The following is a 19214-nucleotide window of genomic DNA, read 5'->3' on the forward strand; positions in this document are numbered from 1 at the left end:
CCTTTGCCAGATCGATGCCGATTGTCGTAATCTTCATGATGACGCCCCCCTCGATGTCGTGGTGAGTTGACACTTCCACTTTGGCACATCGATGCCGTTTCGGGAGGGGGCGTCCATCCCATTGCCTAAAAAAACGGCCGGATTGGCTGTCGGCATGCCGGCCGTCGATGGATGCACATCAGGCTGCGTGCGACAGCTCCTTGGCTTGCGCAGCGCAAATTTCGATAGCACTAGACTGTTCCGGCAAGGGCTTCCCCGGTGAGGTGCAGAATGCGTACGCGGCGTTGGCAGCGGCGCGCGGTCGTCCCGGCGCAGTGCAAAATACGTATGCTTCGTTGGCTGTTTGCCGCGGCTGCCCCGGCGAAGTACAGAACGCATATGCAGCGCTGGCGGCTTCGAGTGGCTTTCCGGGCGAGGTGCAAAATGCAGTGACGGCAGCTTTGCGCGGCGCTCCCGGCGACGTGCAGAATGCGGACACGGCGTGCGCGGTCGCCTGGGCACCGAACTCTGCCTCGTAGATTGCGCGCATGCGTTCGCCGCCGGCGGCGTGGTCGGCTTCGTTCGCACCAGCGCCGATGCCGACGTAGGGGTAGTGGTGCAGGAAGTAGCCGAACAGCGCTTCGCAGTCGCGGGCGTATTTCTGCGTGTCGAGGATGTGATAGTGCCAGAAGGTGTCGACGTCGACGGTCGGCGAAGCCTCCGCGTCGGGGTATTTCTTCATCAGGAACAGGAAGCGGCGGTATTCCGTTTCCACTGCATTGGCCCGCACTGTGGACCAGCCTTCGCCGGACGCCACGTGCATCAGTTTCATTTTGATCGGGGCAAGATCAAGCGTTTCGAACGCTGCGAATTCGTTGGTCGACATCGTTATCACCTTTTGTTTTGAACTGTTTAAGTAGGCATTTCTATTTTTATCCCTAGTTTGAAGCGGTACTCCAGAAGATCCTCCTGAGCGAACGGTCCGGGTTAATCGGTAGCCAAGGACAGCGTCTTGACCGGTGGCAGTGATAACAATTGTCCTGCGGTCGGTCAGGCTGAACGTTGCGTTCAATCAAGCAATAAACTGCTGTGTAGCTACACGACAACACTGATGGGAGATGGTGTGCGGCGCCTGCCTCAGGCCAATGCCGACACCATGAAATCGCTGGCGAAGCCGGTGCCGATGGACGCTCCCGCCATATGTCGATTCAATGGAATGGTGACCACGATGGTGGTGCCGGTATCGGGGCCGCTGCTGATCGAAAAGCTGCCGCCGAGGATGTTGACGCGTTCCTCGATGCCGACCAGCCCGAAGGAGCCGTTGCGGGTGCGGCTGCCCGGCTGCATGCCGACGCCGTTGTCGCGGATCGTCATGGTCAGCATCTCGGCGTGCTGGTGCAGGTCGATGCGTACCTTGGTGGCGCGCGCGTGCCGCGCCACGTTGTTGAGCGACTCCTGCAGGATGCGGAAGAAAGCGGTGGCGCAGTGGTCGTCCAGGTGGTGCTCGCTTTCGTCCTCGACCAGCTCGCATTCGATGCCGGTGCGGCGCGCGAAGTCGCTCACCTGCCAGTCCACCGCCGCGTTCAGGCCGAGGTCGAGCACGTTCGGGCGCAGGTCGTTGATGATCTGGCGCACGCTGCGGATGGTCAGGTCGATCTGGCGCACGGTGGCGGCGGCGCGTTCGTGCAGTCGTCCATGGCGGTCGCGCGTGCGGTTGGCCAGGAACTCGGCCTCGATCTTCAGCGCCAGCAGGTTTTGCGCCAGCTCGTCGTGGATCTCGCGCGCGATGCGCTTGCGTTCGGCTTCCTTGATCTGTTCCGCATGCGCCGCGAGCTGGCGCAGTTTCTCGTTGGTGGCCTGTAGCTTGCCCTGGCTGGCGCGCAGTTCGCGCGTCATGTCCTCGGCCATGCGCAAGGCGCTGCGGCGCGAGGAGGCCAGGGTCTGGAACAGCGCGTAGAGCAGGGCGGTGCTGAGGGTGCCGGCGAGGGCGGCCAGCCAGGGGTAGTAGAAATCGAAGCGCGTGTACAGCGCGGACTTGTCGATGCTGAAGTCGGCGCGCCAGTGGCGCTGGTTGAATTCGATCGGCAGGCTGGTCCTGAGGAGGCCGGCTTCTTTGGCCATTGGCGGACGGGTTGTTTCGGTCGCCCGGCTATCGTAGATGATCGCGCTGGGCTGGCTCTCGCCCGGCTCCGCCGGCACGTTGTCGAGGTCGGAAAGTACCAGGCGCGCGCCATCGATCGGGAATCCCTCGAGTACGCCGGTGACCATCCTGTTGACGCCGAAGCCGATGCCGACAGAGCCGATGTAGGCTGCGCGGCGCTGGGCGACGGTATCGGCCGGCATGTCGCTGCGGTATACCGGCAGGCGCATGGCGAGCACGTTCTGGATCGGGCCGGGCATGACCCTGACGCGGATGCCAGAAGCGGCGATCGTGTTGTTATCACGCGACTCTGACGCCGTACGACGAGCATAACTGCGCGCTTCCAGGTCGAGGCCGAGCTTGTCGAGCGTTTGCGGGGTGGCGGGCTCCATGTAGACGAGGATCGTGTAGCTGTCACGGCCGGGCACGGCACGCAGTTCCCTCGTCGGCTCGGGCATGCCATACGCGCGCAGGCGGCGGCGCACGTCGGCGTCCACGGCAGGCAGCTCGGCCGGGCCGACGGTGCGCGCAAAATTCATGACCTCGATGCCTGGGAAATTGCGGGGCGTGTCGAGTTGCTCGACGTATTCGCGGAATTCGTCGGCGCTGGCCGTCGGCTTGGCGTGGAACAGCCCGGCCATGCCGCGCAGGACGTCGGTATAACTCTTGATGCGGGCTTCGATCGCGAGCTGGGCGGTGCGCGCCATGCCGCGGAAGCGCATCGTGGCATCGCTTTCGATCGCCGTGGCGGTGGCCATGTAGAGGGCGGTGCCGACCGTGATGGACAGCAGTGCCCCGGTCAGCATCGTCGTCGGCATGGCGACAAGATGGGTGGAGGGACGGCGGGGGGGCATGGTCCGTAATCTCGTTTGCTAAGTGAATTCGTCGCGATAATGCGACACACATTCACAAGCTAAGCCTCTTTACGGAACGAAGAACCTATCAGGTTTGGTAGGTATAGCAGATCTGCAACGAAATAGACAAGATGTAAAGATTTTGTCCCGGAAATGAAAACCGAAGGGGAACGATGCCGGGTGGCATGGTTCCCCTTTGTTTTGCATGCAGGCTACCAAGCACATGCTCGGCAGCCCGGCGCGGGAAGAATTACTTCCCCCAGCTGTCCTTGAGCGTGGTCACGCGGTTGAACACCGGTTTGCCCGGTTGCGAATCCACACGGTCCGCCACAAAGTAGCCGTGGCGCTCGAACTGGAAGCGCTGGTCGGCCACCGCATTCTTCATGCCCGGCTCGAGGTAGGCCGTCACGGTCTCGAGCGCGTTCGGGTTGAGCGCGGCCTTGAAGTCCTTGCCGCCGGCGTCTGGCTGCGGTTCCGTGAACAGGCGGTCGTACAGGCGCACTTCGGCCTCGAGCGCGGTGGCCGCGCTGACCCAGGTGATGTTGCCCTTGACCTTGTAGTTGTCGGCGCCCGGCGTGCCCGATTTCGAATCCTCGAAATACTTCACGTGCACTGCCGTCACCTTGCCGTTCTCGTCCTTGTCGTAGCCGGTGCACTCGACCACGAAGCCGTACTTCAGGCGCACGCGCGCGCCCGGCTGGTCACCGACCGGCGGGGTGAAGCGGTGGTAGCCCTTGGCCGGGGTTTCCATGAAGTCTTCCTGCTCGATCCACAGCTCGCGCGTGAACGGGAACGTGCGCACGCCCATGTCCGGGTGGTGCGGATGGACCGGCGAGCTGCACTCGACCGACTCGCCTTCGGGGAAGTTGTCGACGATGAGCTTCAGCGGACGCAGCACGGCGATGGCGCGCGGCGCCTTCGGATCGAGGTCGTCGCGCAGCGCGCCTTCCAGGGTGCTCATGTCGATCCAGCCGTCGGCCTTGGAGACGCCGATGCGCTCGCAGAACAGCTGGATCGATTCCGGCGTGTAGCCGCGGCGGCGCAGGCCGACGATGGTCGGCATGCGCGGGTCGTCCCAGCCGGTGACTACACCCGTATCCACCAGCTCGCGCAATTTGCGCTTCGAGGTGACCACGTAGGTCAGGTTCAGGCGCGCCATCTCGTACTGGCGCGGCACCGGACGCGGGAAGAAGCCGCCGTCGGCCAGCGTCTCCACCAGCCAGTCGTACATCGGGCGGTGGTCCTGGAACTCGAGCGTGCAGATCGAATGGGTAATCGACTCCAGCGCATCCGAGATCGGGTGCGTGTAGTCGTACATCGGGTAGATGCACCAGGCGTCGCCGGTACGGTGGTGATGCGCATGGCGGATGCGGTACAGCGCCGGATCGCGGTTGGTCATGTTCGGCGAAGACATCGCGTCTTCGCTCATCTTCGCGCGCAAGATGTGCTCGCCGTCCTTGTACTTGCCGGCCTTCATGTCGCGGAAGAGTTGCAGCGATTCTTCCACCGGACGGTTACGGAAGGGCGAATTGGTGCCCGGCGTGCTGAAGTTGCCGCGGTTCTTCGCCATCTCTTCGGGGCTCTGGCTGTCCACGTAGGCCTTGCCTTCGCGGATCAGGTATTCCGCCATCTCGTACAGCTTGTCGAAATAGTCGCTGGCGTAATGCAGGTATTCGCCGTCGCCCTGTTCCCAGGTAAAGCCGAGCCACTTCACGGAATCCATGATGGTGTCGACGTATTCCTGGTCTTCCTTCTCCGGATTGGTATCGTCGAAGCGTAGGTGGCAGCGGCCGGCGTAGTCGCGCGCCAGGCCGAAGTTCAGGCAGATCGACTTGGCGTGGCCCACGTGCAGGTAGCCGTTCGGCTCCGGCGGGAAACGGGTGATCACGGGCGGCATGCCTTCGCGCGCATGGGTGCCTGCCGCCAGGTCGTTTTCGATGATGGCACGCAGGAAGTTCGACGATGGGGCATTGCCCGCAGCCGCCGGGGGTTTTTTTTCGTTGCTCATGAAAAAGTTTTGGATAGGTAAGTTACGGACATTTTACCGTAACGAAGGGGGTACTCGGCCCAGTATGTGGTGAAGCGCACGGTACGTCGTCTTGGCTGACTTCATACTTGGGGTAACTCGGTCCGATCGCAAGGCTCTGCCATGAAAACCCTCGCCACCCATCCGGAACTGGTCCGCGCCTGGCTGCTGGCCCTGGCCGGCATGCCGCTGCCGCCGCAGCCACAGCCGCCGGCCCATCCGCAGGCGGCGCGTCCCGTACCGCCGCCGCTGCAGCCGGTCCGCCGCTGAGCGGCAGGGCTTGTGCAGCCCGTTCTGGTCACATTCTCGTTTTCTATAGGATAATCTCACTTTTGCCGCTTTGCGTTTGCTTGCGGCATTTGCTTTTGCGGCTTTAGATTGTCGCCAATTCTCGGGAGAATTCCAGTTGGAAAATTTATACGCGATCCTCGGCGTCGCCCCGAATGCCAGCGACGACGAGATCAAAAAGGTCTACCGCTCGCTGGCGATGCGCTACCACCCGGACCGCAACCAGGCGCCGGGGGCCGAAGCACGCTTCAAGGCCGTCACCAAGGCCTACGAGGTCCTGTCGGACCCGGTCAGGCGCGCCGAATACAACCAGAGCGTCAACCACCGCATCGTGCTCGACGCCGAGGCCGAAGCCTTCGAGCTGTGGCGCTCGCTGTTCGCGCTGAACGGCGTGAATCTGCAGCACTGAGCTACAGCAACGAATCAACAGGACACATAATGAAAAACGTACATCCCGAATTCTCGTTCCAGTCGCGCGAACTGGACGGACAAATCGAGGGCACGCTGGGCGATCCGCCCAACAAGAAGAACTACGACATGATGGTCGGCGCCCTGGTCTCGGAATACGCGAGCGGGTCGGGCCTGGACGACGTCAACCTGATGGCCTTCGCGCTCGTTGATTGCATCAGGTTCAAGGACCCGAAAGGCCTGCTGCGCGAGGCCGCCGACTACGAAAGCGACGATCCGGCGCGGGTGTTCGCGATGGCCGAGTGCGAGGGCGAACAGGGACGCGCCATGCTCGATGCGATGACCGCCAATTACCCTGAGCTGGCGCGCCAGGCCATCATCACGGCCTTCCTGTACAAGAACCAGGGACGCTGGGAAGACGAGGACCGCGACTTTGCCCGTCTCGGCGAAGGCGACGAAGGCGACGACGACATGGAAGACAGCGCCGCCACCGACGACTTCACCCAGCTGTTCGATGCGGATGGAGAGCGCGAATGAGCGACGAGAACAAAGCCAACCTGCCGGCATTGACGAAGCAGGTCAGCGAACTGGTGCTGGCCGGCTCGCTCGAGCACGCCGAAGAGGCGTTCTCGCAGGCCGCCGACGAGCACGGCGACTACGCGGTGGTCGAAGTGCTGTCGACCCTGCCGCCGCAGGTCACCGCGCTGCACCTGTCCGGCTTCGACGGCGCCAAGACCTCGCTGGCGACCATGCTGGTGCCGCCCAGGGCCTGGGCAGAGAGCCTGGCCTACATTGCCGCCACCTGGCCGGATAACCTGATCGAGGACGATCCGGAACGCATCGCCGAGAACCTGTTCAACCACGTGCACGGCATCGTCTACGCCAATGACGACGAAGACCGCCGCCACGAACTGCTGCAGGAGGCCTCGGCCACCGACCACGGCGCCACCGTATTCGCCATCCTGTGGTCGCTGGCGCCGAAGGAGATCCTCGAACTGGCCGGAGAGATCCTCTCCAAGGGCCGCTACGTCACCGCCCAGACCAGCGGCGACAGCGACATCGCGCCGCTGGCGGTCGACCTGGCCAAGGCCAGCGAGGACGGCTGGGAGCGTTCGCTGCTCGAGCTGTTCCCCGAGTTCCGCCACAGCGCCGAGATGGCCGACGTCGAGCTGCCGGACGATCCGGACGAAGAGTCGCCCTTCATGCAGCGCAGCACGCGCGAACTGCTGTACCGCCTGCGCAAGCAGGTGCCGACCGTGCGCAGCATGCCGCGCCGCGGCACCCGCCGCAGCATCGGCACGGACATCTTCTCGTGAGCGGGGCGCCAGGTACGATGCTGCCCGCAATCGTCATCGAGAAACCGCCGCGCCTGGTGCGCGCGATCAAGCTGCTGGCCACCGACGCCACGCCCGAGGAAGCCGCGGTGCTGGCGGACGAGCTGTCCGGCATCACCGCGATGGTGGCCGAGAAGTTCACCAACGACCGCACCGCCGAGGGCATCCAGCGCGCGCTGCTGCTGACCGTGGGCGGGGTCTCGCTCGGCCTCGAGCACCTGCTCGAGGCCGATGACGACCTCGAGGCGCTCGACTATCTGATCGAAGACGGCCCCGAGCTGATCTTCCAGCAGGGCTTCCGCCTGGTGAAGGAACTGGCCGCGCTGCCCGAGGACAGCCTGGTGGGCGAGTACGACGTCGATCCGGTGTATGCCCAGCGGCGCCTGAAGGAGCTGTTCATCGACCTGTGCACGGCCGACCCGGGCGAGACCTGGTCCGGCCACGAGCGCTACCTCGGCCAGCTCAAGCAGCGCCAGGGCGTGCAGGCGATCGTGCGCGCCGCCCAGTGGCTGCGCCGCCACCACTACGCGGGCCCGATCAACGATCCGGACCTGAACGCCGAAGGCGTGATCGCGCTGGCGATCATCTTCGCGGTCGAGGGCGGCGGGCGCATCACGGCGCGCACCGGGCAGAAGGAATTCGAGCGCTTCGTGAAGTCGGTGCGCAAGAACAATCCGGACTTCGAAGCCGGCTGGGCCGCGCTGATGGCGCAGATCCCGGCGGCGCACCAGCCCATCATCGCCGAGCGCATCGCCACCTACCGCGAGCACTGCACGGTGCTGCAGCACCTCGGCAGCAAGGCCAGCATGAAGCAGCTCTTCACCGAGCTGGAAAGCTACGCCGGTTCCGAACTCGATCCGGACCTGCCATAACCGGGCCGGCCGTGGCGCTTCTTTCATGAACCTTGTGCGCGGACCGATCGCGGCGGGAAGCCCTGAATTCCGCCGCATCAACCGCGCCATGGCCTTCGGCGGCTTCTCCGTCTTCGCGCTGCTCTACTGCGTCCAGCCGCTGATGCCGCTGCTGGCGCAGGACTTTTCCCTCACTCCCGCACAAAGCAGCCTGGCGCTGTCGGTCTCCACCGCCACGCTGGCGCTGGCGCTGCTGCTGTCCGGCAGCGTGGCCGAGCGCATCGGGCGCAAGCAGCTGATGGTGGCCTCGATGGTCGGCGGTGCGCTGCTCACGCTGCTGTCGGCCTTCGCGCTCGATTACGCCCAACTGGTTGGCGTGCGCATGCTGCTCGGCCTGGTGCTGGGCGGCCTGCCGGCGGTGGCGATGGCCTACCTCAGCGACGAGATCGAAGGAAGCTCGCTCGGCCTGTCCATGGGCATGTACATCAGCGGCAGCGCGTTTGGCGGCATGAGCGGGCGGGTGCTCTCTTCGGTGATCAGCGACTTCGTCTCATGGCGCATCGCGGTCGGGCTGCTCGGTGTGGCCGGGCTGTACGCGGCCTGGGAGTTCTCGCGCAGCCTGCCGCCCTCACGCCATGGCGAATCGAAGCGGGCGAAGGGACCTGGCATCGTCGATGGCTTGCGCATCCACCTGGCGGACGAAGGCCTGCCCTGGCTGTTCGTGCTGCCCTTCCTCCTGATGGGCTGTTTCGTCAGCCTGTACAACTACATCAGCTACCGCCTGCTGGCGCCGCCCTTTGGCCTGAGCCAGAGCGCGGTCGGCGCGGTGTCGCTGCTGTATTTGCTCGGCATGTTCAGTTCGATGTGGGCGGGCAAGCTGGCCGACCGGCTGGGGCGGCGCAACGTGCTGTGGCTGTTCATGGGGGTGATGATCGCGGGGCTGCTGGTGACCCTGCACGACTCGGTCATCGTCATCGTGCTTGGCACCGGCCTGGCCACCTTCGGCTTCTTCGCCTCGCACTCGGTAGCCAGCAGCTGGGTCGGGCGGCGCGCCCGGCCGCCGCAGGCGCTGGCTTCGGGCATCTACCTGTTCTGCTACTACCTGGGCTCGAGCGTGGTGGGCTGGCTGACCGGCTACGTATGGGAAGGGTGGGGCTGGCCGGGCGTGGTGGCCGTGCTCGGCGCGCTGCTGGGCGTGGCGATGCTGATTGCGCTGCGGCTGCGCCGGCTGGCGCCGGCCGCTGCAGTCCCGTGAAATCGGCTGCCGGCACGAGCACTGATGTTCTTCGTGGCAACACATTTTTATGCTGCAATGCATGCATACCCTGGTATGGGGTTGGTATCAGATGGCTTACCGATGAAATAATGCCTGCGCCCTGATGACAAGACCCGGAACATGCAGACATTCTCAGCCCTCCTTGCCAGCCTGATGCTCCATGCCGCCCAGCCCGCCGTGGCCGCCGAATGCATGGACCTGTCCGGCACTGGTCTCAAGACCGCCGGCGGGCGCCTGGCAGCGGAGCGATCGGCCTGTGGGTCGGCCCGGGATCGGTCGCCCACTTTGCCGAGGTCTGCGTGATGCGCTGAGCGCTGCCCCAGGCTGGACGCGCGCACGCCAGAAATGCGTGCTTGCTATCCCTGCCGGGAGGACTAAAGTGATTGCTCCGAGCGGTTCACCGCATTACTTTCAGGAGGTCAATCATGTTGCAAGCTGCCGAAATTCAACAACGTTTCAGCCAGATCCAGCAGACCGTCAACCAGGCTGAAGAGGTTACCCGGAACGACCAGGGTGCACCGAGCGAGATCCGCGACTGCATCCAGAAGATCGCCCACGAAATGCCGCAGGCCCAGCGCGTGATGCAGTCGAACGACCAGTCGCGGATCGTCGAGTGCATCGACCGGCTGGAAGAGATGGGCGACGAAGCCAAGCGCATGTGCCGCAGCCAGCAGCCGTCGCCGCAGGTGGCGTCGGTGGTGACGCGGGTGCATGATGTGTTGTCGGATTTGAAGCATCAACTGCATTGAAATGCAGTTCGTAGGGTGGGCGGCTTTTCCGCCCACCCTACACGACACCTTTACCGCGCAATGCGGCAATCGCCCCTGCATCCAGGCCCAGCACATCGTGGAGCACTTCATCGGTGTGCTGGCCCAGCAGGGGCGGGGCCTGGTCGCTGGTTGCCGGCGTGGCCGACATCCGGATCGGGTTGCGTACCAGTTTCACCTTGCCGGCCGTCGGGTGCGGCAGTTCGATCGCGACCTGGCGCGCCTGCACCTGCTCGTTGGCGAACACCTCCTTGATGTCGTTGATCGGCCCGCAGGGCACGCCCTTCGCTTCGAGCAGGGCGATCCATTCGTCGCGCCGCTTTTCCTTCACCATCTGCGCCAGGATCGGCACCAGCACGTCGCGGTTCTGCACGCGCAGCGGGTTGGTGGCGAAGCGCGGGTCGCTGCCCAGTTCGGGCCGGCCGCCGGCTTCCACGAACTTCTGGTACTGGCCGTCGTTGCCGGTGGCGACGATGATGTGGCCGTCGAGGCAGGCGAAGGTCTGGTAGGGCACGATGTTGGCGTGCGCATTGCCCCAGCGCTTGGGCGGCTTGCCGCTGTTGAGGTAGTTGCTGCCCATGTTGGCCAGCATCGCCACCTGCGTGTCGAGCAGGGCCATGTCGATGTGCTGTCCCTGCCCGCTGCGGTCGCGGTGGGTCAGCGCGGCCAGCACGGCAACCGTGGCGTACATGCCGGTCATCAGGTCGGTCAGCGCCACGCCGGCCTTTTGCGGGCCGCCGCCCGGCAGGTCGTCGCGCTCGCCGGTGACCGACATCAGGCCGCCCATGCCCTGGATCAGGAAGTCGTAGCCGGCCCGGTGGGCGTAGGGGCCGTCCTGGCCGAAGCCGGTGATCGAGCAGTACACCAGGTCGGGCTTGATTGCCTTGAGGGTGTCGTAATCCAGCCCGTAGCGCTTGAGGTGGCCGACCTTGAAGTTCTCCAGCACCACGTCGCAATGCTTCACCAGTTCGTGCAGCAGGGCCTGGCCTTCGCTGCTGGCAATGTCCACCGTCACCGAGCGCTTGCCGCGGTTGGCCGCCAGGTAGTAGGCGGCCTCGCTGGTATCGCGGCCTTCGGCGTCCTTCGCGTAGGGCGGGCCCCAGGCGCGGGTGTCGTCGCCGTTGCCGGGACGTTCGATCTTGATCACGTCGGCGCCGAGGTCGGCCAGGTTCTGCGAGCACCACGGGCCGGCGAGCACGCGCGACAGGTCGAGCACGCGGATGTGGCCGAGCGCCTTCGGCAGCGCGCTGGAAGGGGAAGCAGCTTGCGTCATTCTGTTCCTGCAGGGTTGTCTGGACAAGCTCCGGATTATAGCTGCCCACGCGCGATGGTTCGTACCGAGCGCGTATTCGGCCTGAAGGTCGCGTCGATGACCTCGAGCGCGCGCGCCGGCTGGGCTTCGCCGCACATGAAGATGTCGGCCGCGGCAAAGCCGTGCTCGGGCCAGGTGTGGATCGAGATGTGCGATTCGGCCAGCAGCAGCACGCCGGTCACGCCCATGCCAGGTCCAAAGGCATGGAAGTGGCTGTGCAGGATGCGCGCCCCGGCGGCCAGCGCGGCGTCGCGCAGCAGGGCGTCGATCGCCTGCGCATCCGTCAACAGATGCGCATCGATGCCGGCCAGGTCGGCCAGCAGGTGGATGCCGGCAGGACGGTGCGGCGTGGTCACTTGTGCCCGCCGCCCGAGTAGCCGCCGGCGCCGCTGCCGTAGCTGTGGCTGCGCCAGCTGTTGCCGCCGCCGGTGCGGGCGCTCGAGGCCATGCTGACCCAGCAGACGATGGTGGTGACCAGGGTGACGACGATGGCGTAAAGAAGGAAGTTGCGGTTCATGCGGTCGGGGTCAGGATTGCTTGTCGGGCGCGAGCATCATCGGCAGGAACAGCGCCACCAGGCCGAGGGCGATCAGGAAGAAGGTCGCGGTGAAATTGAAGAGCAGCGGGATGAAGTTCAGGCCCAGGATCCACAGCAGGGCCTTCCAGGCGATGTCGCGCTGGCGCATCGGTTCCCTGGCGTTCTTCGCTGCCCCGGCGGCGGGCAACTGGAACCAGGCACGCACCTGGTCGTCCGCCACCGGCGAGGAACGCGACCAGGTGAGTTCTTCCTGCGTGTACTCGGCCGCCAGCCCGTTCTGGCCGTGTTCGTATTCGGCGACCTGCACCACGTCGCCCGCCTTGACGCGCCAGTTGAAGGCGCCCGCGGCGTACAGCACGCGCGCCGGGTATGCCCAGCTGCGGGTGTAGGCGACGCCGTCCACCTGCACGTTGCGCATGTCGGGGAGGGGCGGCGTCGGCCAGTCGTCCAGCGCCTCGGAGCGCGACCAGCCTTCGCTCGTCTCGACCAGCCAGAAGAACGGCCCCTGGGTCGAGTACAGCAGGTATTCGTCCCAGGTCTCGCCTTCGTCGTCGGCGCGGCGCAGCGCGCCCAGCACCTGGTAGGTCTGGGCGCCGATCTTCGCCACCGCACCCAGCGACAGGGTGAACCGGACACGCTCGTGCTCCTCGCCCTTGAGCAGCACCTCGACCTCGGGCGAGGACGCGTCCATGCGCGTCGCGCAGGCCGGGCAGACGCAGTTGGCCGCCAGGCCGGGCAGGTAACGGATCGAGGTGCCGCAGGATCGGCACTGCAGCACGTCGACCTTGCCGCGGACCTTGCCGGCGCTGGCCTTGATCTGCTCGTCGTCGCGCAGCAGCTGGCATTTCATGCCTTCCAGCGTCACCGCCGTGCCGGCGTACAGCAGGGGCGCCGGCTGTTCCACGTTCGCGTCGGAATAGTCGAGCGTGGCGAAACTCGGGCCGCGCCGAAAGTCGGCCACGCGCGCTTCCCAGCCTGCGCCGACGCGGAACGGCAGCTCGCCCTGGCCGCCGATGCACTTCGCCACCCGCTTGTCCGAGGCCACGTAGGGCCCGAAGCCGACGTCGTACTGGCGCGTGACCTGGATCGCCTCGAACGCGGGCCAGCCCGGCGCCGGCTCGCGCCGGGTGGTCATCACATACTGGCCGGATGCGTCGCCCAGCCAGCCGTCGCTGCCGTCGTCGAACAGCACGTACCACTCGTTCCACATGCCGGCGTCGTAGCGCAGCTGGATGCGGCCCACGACCGTGAAGCTGCGCCCGCCGTGGATGCCGGAAGTGCCGAGCTGGATGCGCGAATAGTCTTCCAGCACCTCGGACATCTTGCCGAGGTCGCGCACCGCATCGCGTTCCTTCAGGACGGTCGCGCGGCAGTATTCGCACACCGCCAGCACCGAGGCGTGCGAGCGGAAGGCGACCGGCGCGCCGCAGGAAGGACAGGCAACGGTCTGCATCAGCCGATCAGTTTCTTGAGCAGCTCGGCCTTGGTGCTGTCGTAGTCACCCTGCGAGATCAGGCCCTTGTCCAGCAGGCCCTTGAGCTTGGCCAGGCGGTCCTCGATCGACTCGCTGGCCGCTGGCACGCTGGCCGGCTGCGGCGGGGCGAAGGCTCCCTGCATGCCCTGGGCCATGGCCTGGCCGATGGCGATGCCCGCGCCGGCGCCGGCGCCGATGCCGGCGATGCCGCCTTCGTTCTGGGCCGCCAGCGGGATGCTGCTGGCCACCTGGAACTGGGTGAAGCCGCCCATCTTGTCGGCGCCCAGGCTGGCCTTCATGCCGGCCGAGATGCGCTCGTCGAGCGCGGCCTGCAGCTCTTCCGGCAGGCTGACGCTGGCGACGTTGAACTCGTCCAGTCCGATGCCGTAGCGGCCGAAGGCGGTCGCCAGGTCGCCGCGGATCTGCTGCGCCATCAGGGTCTGGTTGGCGGCCATGTCGAGGAAGGCGATCCTGGATGCGCCCAGCGAGTTGGCCATGGTGGCCAGCATCAGGCCGCGCAGCTGGTCTTCGACTTCCTCGCGGGTGTAGACGGCGCGGGTGCCGCTGATCTCGGTGAAGAACAGGCGCGGGTCCGCAATGCGGTAGGAGTACATGCCGAAGGCGCGCACGCGGATCATGTCGAAATCCTTGTCGCGGATCGTCACCGGCTGCGGCGTGCCCCACTTGCGGCCGGTCTGCACGCGGGTGCTGAAGAAGTACACGTCCGACTTGAAGGGCGAGGCGAACAGCTTGTCCCAGTTCTTCAGGTTGGTCAGCAGCGGCAGGGTGGAAGTGGTGAGGCGATGCGTGCCGGGCCCGAACACGTCGGCCACCCGGCCTTCGTCCACGAACACCGCCACCTGCGACTCGCGCACGACCAGGGTGGCGCCGTTCTGGATTTCGAAATCCTCCATCGGATGGCGCCAGGCGAGAACCCCTTCGCCTTCCTCGTTCCACTGCAGGACGTCGAGAAACTGCTTCTTGATGAATGAGCCGAGAGACATGATGGTTCCTCTTGAGGTGACTTATGCGATGTGGGTAACTAGCGGTTTCAGGAGATGCTGCCGGCGTTGACCAGGCCGATCGACAGCGAGATGGCGCCGAGCAGGGTGCCGAAGCCCAGGTTGTTGTGTTCGATCTGGTCCTTGGACATGCGCAGCAGGCGGGTGGCGACCACGAAGACCAGCACCTGGATGAGCATGGCCAGCGCGGCCCAGCCGCAGAATTCATAGTAGTCGTCGGTATGCATCAGCGCCGACGCGATCGTCACCGAAAAGCCGAGCAGGGTGCCGCCCAGCGAGACCGCGGCGGCGCAGTTGCCCTGGCGGATGAGCAGCACTTCGTCGTAGGGCGTGACCCGGGTGTACACCACAAAAAATGCCAGAACCAGCGCGATCGCCGTCGCAAGATGCAGCACATAGTTTAGGATGGCGGGCACAAGCTTCTCCAAAGAAAGTAGACAGGGTCGCAATACTGCGGCAGCTGCGATCTTAGAACAAAAGCCGTTTCATGACCAAAAGAATTCTTATACTCTCGGTATTCGTTGTCGCTTCCTGTGGCCTCGCCTACGAACTGATTGCCGGGGCATTGTCCAGCTACCTGCTGGGCGATTCGGTCCTGCAGTTTTCCACCATTATCGGCTGCTACCTGTTCGCCATGGGCGTGGGCGCGCACTTCTCGAAGTACGTGCGCGACGAGGACGTGCTGTCGCGCTTCATCGACATCGAGCTGGCCGTCGGCCTGATCGGCGGGGTCTCGGCGGCGGCGCTGTTCATGACCTTCACCTGGATGGGCGCGCCCTTCCGCACGGTGCTGTACCTGACGGTCTTCATGATCGGCGCCATGGTCGGCATGGAGGTGCCGCTGGTGATGCGTGCGCTGAACGAGCGCCGCACCGGGTTCGCCGAGATCGTCAGCCGCGTGCTCACCTTCGACTACCTCGGCGCGCTGGCGGTGTCGCTGCTGTTCCCGCTGGTGCTGGCCCCGCAGCTGGGCCTGGTGCGCACCGGCTTCCTGTTCGGGATGCTGAACGTGGGCGTGGCGATGTGGACCCTGTACGTGTTCCGCGCCGAGCTCGAGAACCTGCGCGGCAAGGCGATCCGCGCCTGCGCGGTGCTGTTCACGCTGGTGCTGGGTTTTGGTTTGTCGGACCGGATGGTGGAGTGGGGCGAGCACGGCCTGTTCGGCGACGACGTCGTGTACTCGACCACCACGCCCTACCAGCGCCTGGTGATCACGCGCTGGAAGGACGACCTGCGCCTGTACATCAACGGCAACCTGCAGTTCTCCTCGCGCGACGAATACCGCTACCACGAAGCGCTGGTGCATCCGGCCATGCAAGCGCTGCCCTGGGCCAGGCGGGTGCTGGTGATGGGCGGCGGCGACGGCCTCGCGCTGCGCGAGATCCTGCGCTATCCGCAGGTGCGGGAGGTGACCCTGGTCGACCTCGACCCGGCCATGACGCAGGCTTTCGCCACCCGGCCCGAACTGGTGAAGCTGAATGCCGGGGCACTCAAGGACAAGCGGGTGAAGATCGTCAATGCCGACGCCGGCATCTGGCTGCAGAAGGACGCCGGCATGTACGACGTGGCCATCGTCGACTTCCCCGACCCGTCCAGCTTCGCGCTCGGCAAACTGTATTCGGTTCCCTTCTACGGCATGCTGCGCAAGCACGTCGCCGCCAACGGCCTGATCGTGGTGCAGTCGACTTCTCCCTTCTTCGCGCCGAACGCCTACTGGACCATCGAGGCGACCCTGCGCGAAGTCGGGCTGCGGACCTGGCCCTACCACCTGTACGTGCCGTCCTTCGGCGAGTGGGGCTTCATCATGGCATCGCCCCAGGGCCGCTTCGTGCCCCCAGGCGCCTACCGCCTGCCGATGCGCTATCTGACCGGCGAGACCACGCGCGCCATGTTCGACTGGCCGCCCGACATGCCGCGCCGCCCGATGGTGCCGAACCGCCTGGATACCCAATCGCTGGTGCGCGCATTCGAGGAAGACTGGCGCCAGGTGATCCGCTGATGGACCGCCGTTCCTTCCTGGCGACGGCGGCCGGCGCCGGCGCCGCCGGGCTGGCGACTGCCGCCGGTTTCATGCGCTGGCAGGAGATCGCCCCGGGCGTCCACATGCCGGGGCAGGCGGAAGGGCATTTCCTGCGCGATCGCCGGGCCTTGCCGCCGCCGTCGGAAACCATCGAGACCGACGTCGTCATCCTCGGTTCCGGCATCGCCGGCCTGAGCGCGGCCTGGAAGCTCGGCAAGCTGGGACACCGGGATTACCTGCTGCTCGACGGGCCGGAAGCCTTCGGCAACGCGGCCGGCAGCCGCTATGGCGAGCTGGCCTGCCCGACTGGCGCGCACTACCTGCCGCTGCCCGGGCCGGAGTCCAGCCACGTGCGCGAGATGCTGGCGGACCTCGGCATCCTGCTGCGCGACGCGGACCAGGACAAGCCGTACTACGACGAGCGCTTCATCCTGCACGGGCCGGAAGAACGCCTGCTGCGCGACGGCGCCTGGCATGAGGGCCTGGTGCCCACGGATGCGCGCGACGCGGCCGAGCACCGGCGCTTCTTCGACGAGATGGCGCGCCTGCGCCACGTGCGCGGCAAGGATGGCCGGCACGCCTTCGTGTTCCCGCTGGCGCTGTCTTCGAGCGACCCGGCCTTCGCCGCGCTCGACCGGCTCGGCTTTGCGCAGTGGCTGGACGGACAGGGCTACCGTTCCGCGACCCTGCGCTGGTACCTCGACTATTGCTGCCGCGACGACTACGGCGCCGGCACCGAGCGCGTGTCGGCCTGGGCCGGCATCCATTATTTCGCCGGCCGCTGGGGCCAGGCCGCGAACGCGGACGAGAACGCGCTGCTGACCTGGCCGGGCGGCCTGGCGCCGCTGGCCGAAGCGCTGGCAAGCAAGGCCGGGCCGCGCCGCCGCGCCGGAACGGCAGCTTCCGTGCGTGAGGTGGACGGCAAGGTCGAAGCGCTGTGCTTCACGCTGGAGCAGGGGGAACCGCGTTCTTTCCTGATCCGCGCGCGCCGCGCGATCTGCGCGATGCCGCTGTTCGTCGCCAGCCGCGTGGTCGAGGGCATCGAGCGCTATGGTTTCGACCCGCGCCGGCACTTGCCGGACTACGCGCCCTGGATGGTGTCGAACTTCCTGATGCGCGATTTCCCGCGCGAGCTGCCCGAAGCTCAGCTGGCCTGGGACAACGTGGTGTACCAGGGTAGGGGCCTCGGCTACGTGGTCTCGACCCACCAGGACATCCGATCGCGTCCGCCCGAGAAAACCGTGTTCACGGCCTATACGGCGCTGTCGAGCCGCACGCCGGCCGAGGCAAGGCGCTGGCTGCAGTCGGCCAGCCCGGACGCGTTGCTGGACCTGGCCGCGTCCGACCTGAAACAGGCCTACGGCTGGGCCTTCGCGCCCTGCGTCGAGCGCGTGGACATCACGCTGCGCGCGCATGCGATGGCGGTGCCGCGGCCGGGCTTTCGCGGCAATGCCGGCCTGGCGGCCCTGCGCGATCTTGCCGGCCCGATCCTGTTCGCCCATGCCGACCTGTCCGGCCTGTCGGTGTTCGAGGAGGCCGCTTGGTGGGGCTGCCGCGCGGGGGAACGGTCGCTGGTCTAGAAGCCGGTGTCGCGTGCACGGCGATCGGACGAGTCGTGGCATGCTTGGCCCGCATAGTCCATCCGAAAGGAGTTTGCATGGCCCAGCGTCCAGGAATCTTTCCCACCTTCTTCCTGTCCGGTTTCGAATGCTCGAATTTCTTGTGGGGCGAGCAATGCGTGCGGCGTAACCTGGTGGCCGAGACCGCGCACGACCGGCGCGCCGCCGAGGATTACCGGATCCTGAACCGCCTCGGCATCGCGGTGGCGCGCGAAGGCATTCCCTGGCCCATGGTGGACCTGGGCGGCAGGCTCGATTTCTCGTGCATCGATCCTTTCATCGAGGCCATGAACGCCTCGAAGATCATGCCGATCTGGGACTTGTGCCACTACGGCTATCCGGATGACCTCGATCCGTTTTCCGACGCCTTCGTGGCGCGCTTCGCGGCCTATTGCCGCGCCGCGGCCGAGTATGTGATGCCGAAGGTGCGCGGCCCGCACTTCTTCACGCCGATCAACGAGATCACCTTCTTTTCCTACTGCGCCGGCGAATGGGGATGGGCCGCGCCCTACCGCCGCAGCCGGGAAGACCGGATGCGCCTGCGGGTGGCGTTGTGCCGGGCCGCGATCGCCGGCGTCAAGGCGATCCGCGACGTCGATTCGACCGCGCGCATGGTGCACATCGATCCGCTGGTGCGGGTGGTGGCGCCGCGCGACCGTCCGGACCAGGTCGAGGCGGCGCGCCACGAGACCGAGTCCGACACCTTCCTGGCCTGGGACATCATCGCGGGACGCGCGCATCCCGAATTCGGCGGTTCGCCCGAGATCCTGGACATCGTCGGCGCCAACAATTACTCCTTCGGGCAGATGGAATACCGCGAGAGCGGACCGCATGCGCCGCTGCCGCCCGGCGACGACCGCATCGCGCCGCTGTGCGACATGCTCGATACCGTCTGGCAGCGCTACCGCCGGCCGATGATCATCGGCGAGACCAGCGGCCTTGGGCATGGCCGTCCGGACTGGCTGCGCGACGTGATGGGCGAGTCGCTGGCGGCGGTGCGCCGCGGCATGGACCTGCAGGGCGTCTGCCTGTTCCCCGGCATCGACATGCCCGACTGGCATACCGGCGAATGGGTGCACAACGGCATCTGCGACCTGGTCGAGGAAAACGGCGACTTGAAGCGGGTGCCGCACCAGCCCTATGTGGACGAGCTGCGGCGCTGGCAGAAGGAGCTGAACCGCGTCACCGCACTGGACGAGGATCCCTACAGCGACCCGGTGGAGCTGCAGGACGTGATCGATGCGGCGCACCGGCTCAACATGCGGCCCGATAAGGATTGGCACTGAGGGACTGGCACTGAGGGAGC

At 66.0% G+C, this 19214-nt stretch carries 19 protein-coding genes; 10 read left to right on the forward strand and 9 right to left on the reverse strand.

Features of this window, described 5'->3' with window-relative positions; translation table 11 throughout:
- Window positions 1-178: 178 nt before the first annotated feature.
- The 3 genes from AB3347_RS23665 to AB3347_RS23675 form a co-directional block, all read right to left on the reverse strand.
- The gene (locus tag AB3347_RS23665) at window positions 179-865 is read right to left on the reverse strand and encodes a glycine-rich domain-containing protein-like (protein WP_369094169.1); all 687 of its coding nucleotides are present in this window, start codon (window positions 863-865) and stop codon (window positions 179-181) included.
- Window positions 866-1116: 251 nt separating this feature from the next.
- Window positions 1117-2973 (reverse strand): CHASE domain-containing protein, encoded by a 1857-nt coding sequence (locus AB3347_RS23670; protein ID WP_369094170.1) that lies wholly within the window; start codon window positions 2971-2973, stop codon window positions 1117-1119.
- A gap of 250 nt (window positions 2974-3223) precedes the next feature.
- Window positions 3224-4981: a glutamine--tRNA ligase/YqeY domain fusion protein gene (locus tag AB3347_RS23675; RefSeq protein ID WP_369094171.1), complete on the reverse strand. Its 1758-nt coding sequence runs from the start codon at window positions 4979-4981 to the stop codon at window positions 3224-3226.
- 141 nt (window positions 4982-5122) lie between these two features.
- On the opposite strand from AB3347_RS23675, the gene AB3347_RS23680 reads away from it, so the two are divergent.
- The 7 genes from AB3347_RS23680 (at window position 5123) to AB3347_RS23710 (ending at window position 9905) form a co-directional block, all read left to right on the forward strand.
- Window positions 5123-5269: a hypothetical protein gene (locus AB3347_RS23680; RefSeq protein ID WP_369094172.1), complete on the forward strand. Its 147-nt coding sequence runs from the start codon at window positions 5123-5125 to the stop codon at window positions 5267-5269.
- Window positions 5270-5405: 136 nt separating this feature from the next.
- The gene (locus AB3347_RS23685; protein WP_369094173.1) at window positions 5406-5696 is read left to right on the forward strand and encodes a DnaJ domain-containing protein; all 291 of its coding nucleotides are present in this window, start codon (window positions 5406-5408) and stop codon (window positions 5694-5696) included.
- 29 nt (window positions 5697-5725) lie between these two features.
- Window positions 5726-6232 carry a hypothetical protein gene (locus tag AB3347_RS23690; protein WP_369094174.1) on the forward strand — a complete coding sequence of 169 codons (507 nt, stop codon included), beginning with the start codon at window positions 5726-5728 and terminating at the stop codon, window positions 6230-6232.
- Window positions 6229-7011 carry a hypothetical protein gene (locus AB3347_RS23695; protein WP_369094175.1) on the forward strand — a complete coding sequence of 261 codons (783 nt, stop codon included), beginning with the start codon at window positions 6229-6231 and terminating at the stop codon, window positions 7009-7011. The genes AB3347_RS23690 and AB3347_RS23695 overlap by 4 nt, the downstream gene beginning before the upstream one ends.
- A gap of 17 nt (window positions 7012-7028) precedes the next feature.
- The gene (locus tag AB3347_RS23700; protein ID WP_369094176.1) at window positions 7029-7901 is read left to right on the forward strand and encodes a hypothetical protein; all 873 of its coding nucleotides are present in this window, start codon (window positions 7029-7031) and stop codon (window positions 7899-7901) included.
- Window positions 7902-7926: 25 nt separating this feature from the next.
- Window positions 7927-9135 (forward strand): MFS transporter, encoded by a 1209-nt coding sequence (locus AB3347_RS23705; RefSeq protein WP_369094177.1) that lies wholly within the window; start codon window positions 7927-7929, stop codon window positions 9133-9135.
- 446 nt (window positions 9136-9581) lie between these two features.
- Window positions 9582-9905: a hypothetical protein gene (locus AB3347_RS23710; RefSeq protein WP_369094178.1), complete on the forward strand. Its 324-nt coding sequence runs from the start codon at window positions 9582-9584 to the stop codon at window positions 9903-9905.
- A gap of 37 nt (window positions 9906-9942) precedes the next feature.
- Here AB3347_RS23710 and AB3347_RS23715 read toward each other — a convergent pair whose 3' ends face one another.
- Genes AB3347_RS23715 through AB3347_RS23740 form a run of 6 tightly spaced genes read right to left on the reverse strand, consistent with a single transcriptional unit; the run spans window position 9943 to window position 14685 of the window.
- On the reverse strand, window positions 9943-11196 hold the full coding sequence (locus AB3347_RS23715) for a CaiB/BaiF CoA transferase family protein (RefSeq protein ID WP_369094179.1): 1254 nt from the start codon (window positions 11194-11196) through the stop codon (window positions 9943-9945).
- A 35-nt stretch (window positions 11197-11231) separates the two neighbouring features.
- A complete protein-coding gene (gene speD, locus AB3347_RS23720) occupies window positions 11232-11591 on the reverse strand; it encodes an adenosylmethionine decarboxylase (RefSeq protein ID WP_369094180.1) in 360 nt (119 codons plus the stop codon).
- Complete coding sequence (locus tag AB3347_RS23725) at window positions 11588-11752, reverse strand: hypothetical protein (RefSeq protein ID WP_369094181.1); 165 nt, start codon at window positions 11750-11752, stop codon at window positions 11588-11590. The genes speD and AB3347_RS23725 overlap by 4 nt, the downstream gene beginning before the upstream one ends.
- A 10-nt stretch (window positions 11753-11762) precedes the next feature.
- On the reverse strand, window positions 11763-13226 hold the full coding sequence (locus tag AB3347_RS23730; protein WP_369094182.1) for a DUF4178 domain-containing protein: 1464 nt from the start codon (window positions 13224-13226) through the stop codon (window positions 11763-11765).
- Window positions 13226-14251, reverse strand: a complete 1026-nt coding sequence (locus AB3347_RS23735; protein ID WP_369094183.1) for an SPFH domain-containing protein — start codon at window positions 14249-14251, stop codon at window positions 13226-13228. The genes AB3347_RS23730 and AB3347_RS23735 overlap by 1 nt, the downstream gene beginning before the upstream one ends.
- A gap of 47 nt (window positions 14252-14298) precedes the next feature.
- A complete protein-coding gene (locus AB3347_RS23740) occupies window positions 14299-14685 on the reverse strand; it encodes a DUF350 domain-containing protein (RefSeq protein WP_369094184.1) in 387 nt (128 codons plus the stop codon).
- Between the two features lie 71 nt (window positions 14686-14756).
- Between AB3347_RS23740 and AB3347_RS23745 the strand changes: the two genes are divergently transcribed.
- From AB3347_RS23745 to AB3347_RS23755, 3 genes are all read left to right on the forward strand, one after another.
- Window positions 14757-16268 carry a polyamine aminopropyltransferase gene (locus tag AB3347_RS23745; protein WP_369094185.1) on the forward strand — a complete coding sequence of 504 codons (1512 nt, stop codon included), beginning with the start codon at window positions 14757-14759 and terminating at the stop codon, window positions 16266-16268.
- Entirely contained in the window at window positions 16268-17869 is a 1602-nt protein-coding gene (locus tag AB3347_RS23750; RefSeq protein ID WP_369094186.1) for an NAD(P)-binding protein, read from the forward strand. The genes AB3347_RS23745 and AB3347_RS23750 overlap by 1 nt, the downstream gene beginning before the upstream one ends.
- A gap of 77 nt (window positions 17870-17946) precedes the next feature.
- Window positions 17947-19194: a b-glycosidase gene (locus AB3347_RS23755; protein WP_369094187.1), complete on the forward strand. Its 1248-nt coding sequence runs from the start codon at window positions 17947-17949 to the stop codon at window positions 19192-19194.
- Window positions 19195-19214: the final 20 nt, after the last annotated feature.

This window comes from Massilia sp. X63, from assembly GCF_041023745.1.
GTDB lineage: Bacteria > Pseudomonadota > Gammaproteobacteria > Burkholderiales > Burkholderiaceae_D > Telluria.

Bases quoted from the DNA above. Each gene is read 5' to 3' on its own strand.
- AB3347_RS23705 (WP_369094177.1), top strand. From the start codon at position 7,927: ATGAACCTTGTGCGCGGACCGATCGCGGCGGGAAGCCCTGAATTCCGC.
- AB3347_RS23675 (WP_369094171.1), bottom strand. From the start codon at position 4,981: ATGAGCAACGAAAAAAAACCCCCGGCGGCTGCGGGCAATGCCCCATCG.
- AB3347_RS23670 (WP_369094170.1), bottom strand. From the start codon at position 2,973: ATGCCCCCCCGCCGTCCCTCCACCCATCTTGTCGCCATGCCGACGACG.
- AB3347_RS23730 (WP_369094182.1), bottom strand. From the start codon at position 13,226: ATGCAGACCGTTGCCTGTCCTTCCTGCGGCGCGCCGGTCGCCTTCCGC.
- AB3347_RS23665 (WP_369094169.1), bottom strand. From the start codon at position 865: ATGTCGACCAACGAATTCGCAGCGTTCGAAACGCTTGATCTTGCCCCG.
- AB3347_RS23755 (WP_369094187.1), top strand. From the start codon at position 17,947: ATGGCCCAGCGTCCAGGAATCTTTCCCACCTTCTTCCTGTCCGGTTTC.
- AB3347_RS23710 (WP_369094178.1), top strand. From the start codon at position 9,582: ATGTTGCAAGCTGCCGAAATTCAACAACGTTTCAGCCAGATCCAGCAG.
- AB3347_RS23745 (WP_369094185.1), top strand. From the start codon at position 14,757: ATGACCAAAAGAATTCTTATACTCTCGGTATTCGTTGTCGCTTCCTGT.
- AB3347_RS23725 (WP_369094181.1), bottom strand. From the start codon at position 11,752: ATGAACCGCAACTTCCTTCTTTACGCCATCGTCGTCACCCTGGTCACC.
- AB3347_RS23750 (WP_369094186.1), top strand. From the start codon at position 16,268: ATGGACCGCCGTTCCTTCCTGGCGACGGCGGCCGGCGCCGGCGCCGCC.
- AB3347_RS23700 (WP_369094176.1), top strand. From the start codon at position 7,029: ATGCTGCCCGCAATCGTCATCGAGAAACCGCCGCGCCTGGTGCGCGCG.
- AB3347_RS23735 (WP_369094183.1), bottom strand. From the start codon at position 14,251: ATGTCTCTCGGCTCATTCATCAAGAAGCAGTTTCTCGACGTCCTGCAG.
- AB3347_RS23695 (WP_369094175.1), top strand. From the start codon at position 6,229: ATGAGCGACGAGAACAAAGCCAACCTGCCGGCATTGACGAAGCAGGTC.
- AB3347_RS23690 (WP_369094174.1), top strand. From the start codon at position 5,726: ATGAAAAACGTACATCCCGAATTCTCGTTCCAGTCGCGCGAACTGGAC.
- AB3347_RS23680 (WP_369094172.1), top strand. From the start codon at position 5,123: ATGAAAACCCTCGCCACCCATCCGGAACTGGTCCGCGCCTGGCTGCTG.
- AB3347_RS23715 (WP_369094179.1), bottom strand. From the start codon at position 11,196: ATGACGCAAGCTGCTTCCCCTTCCAGCGCGCTGCCGAAGGCGCTCGGC.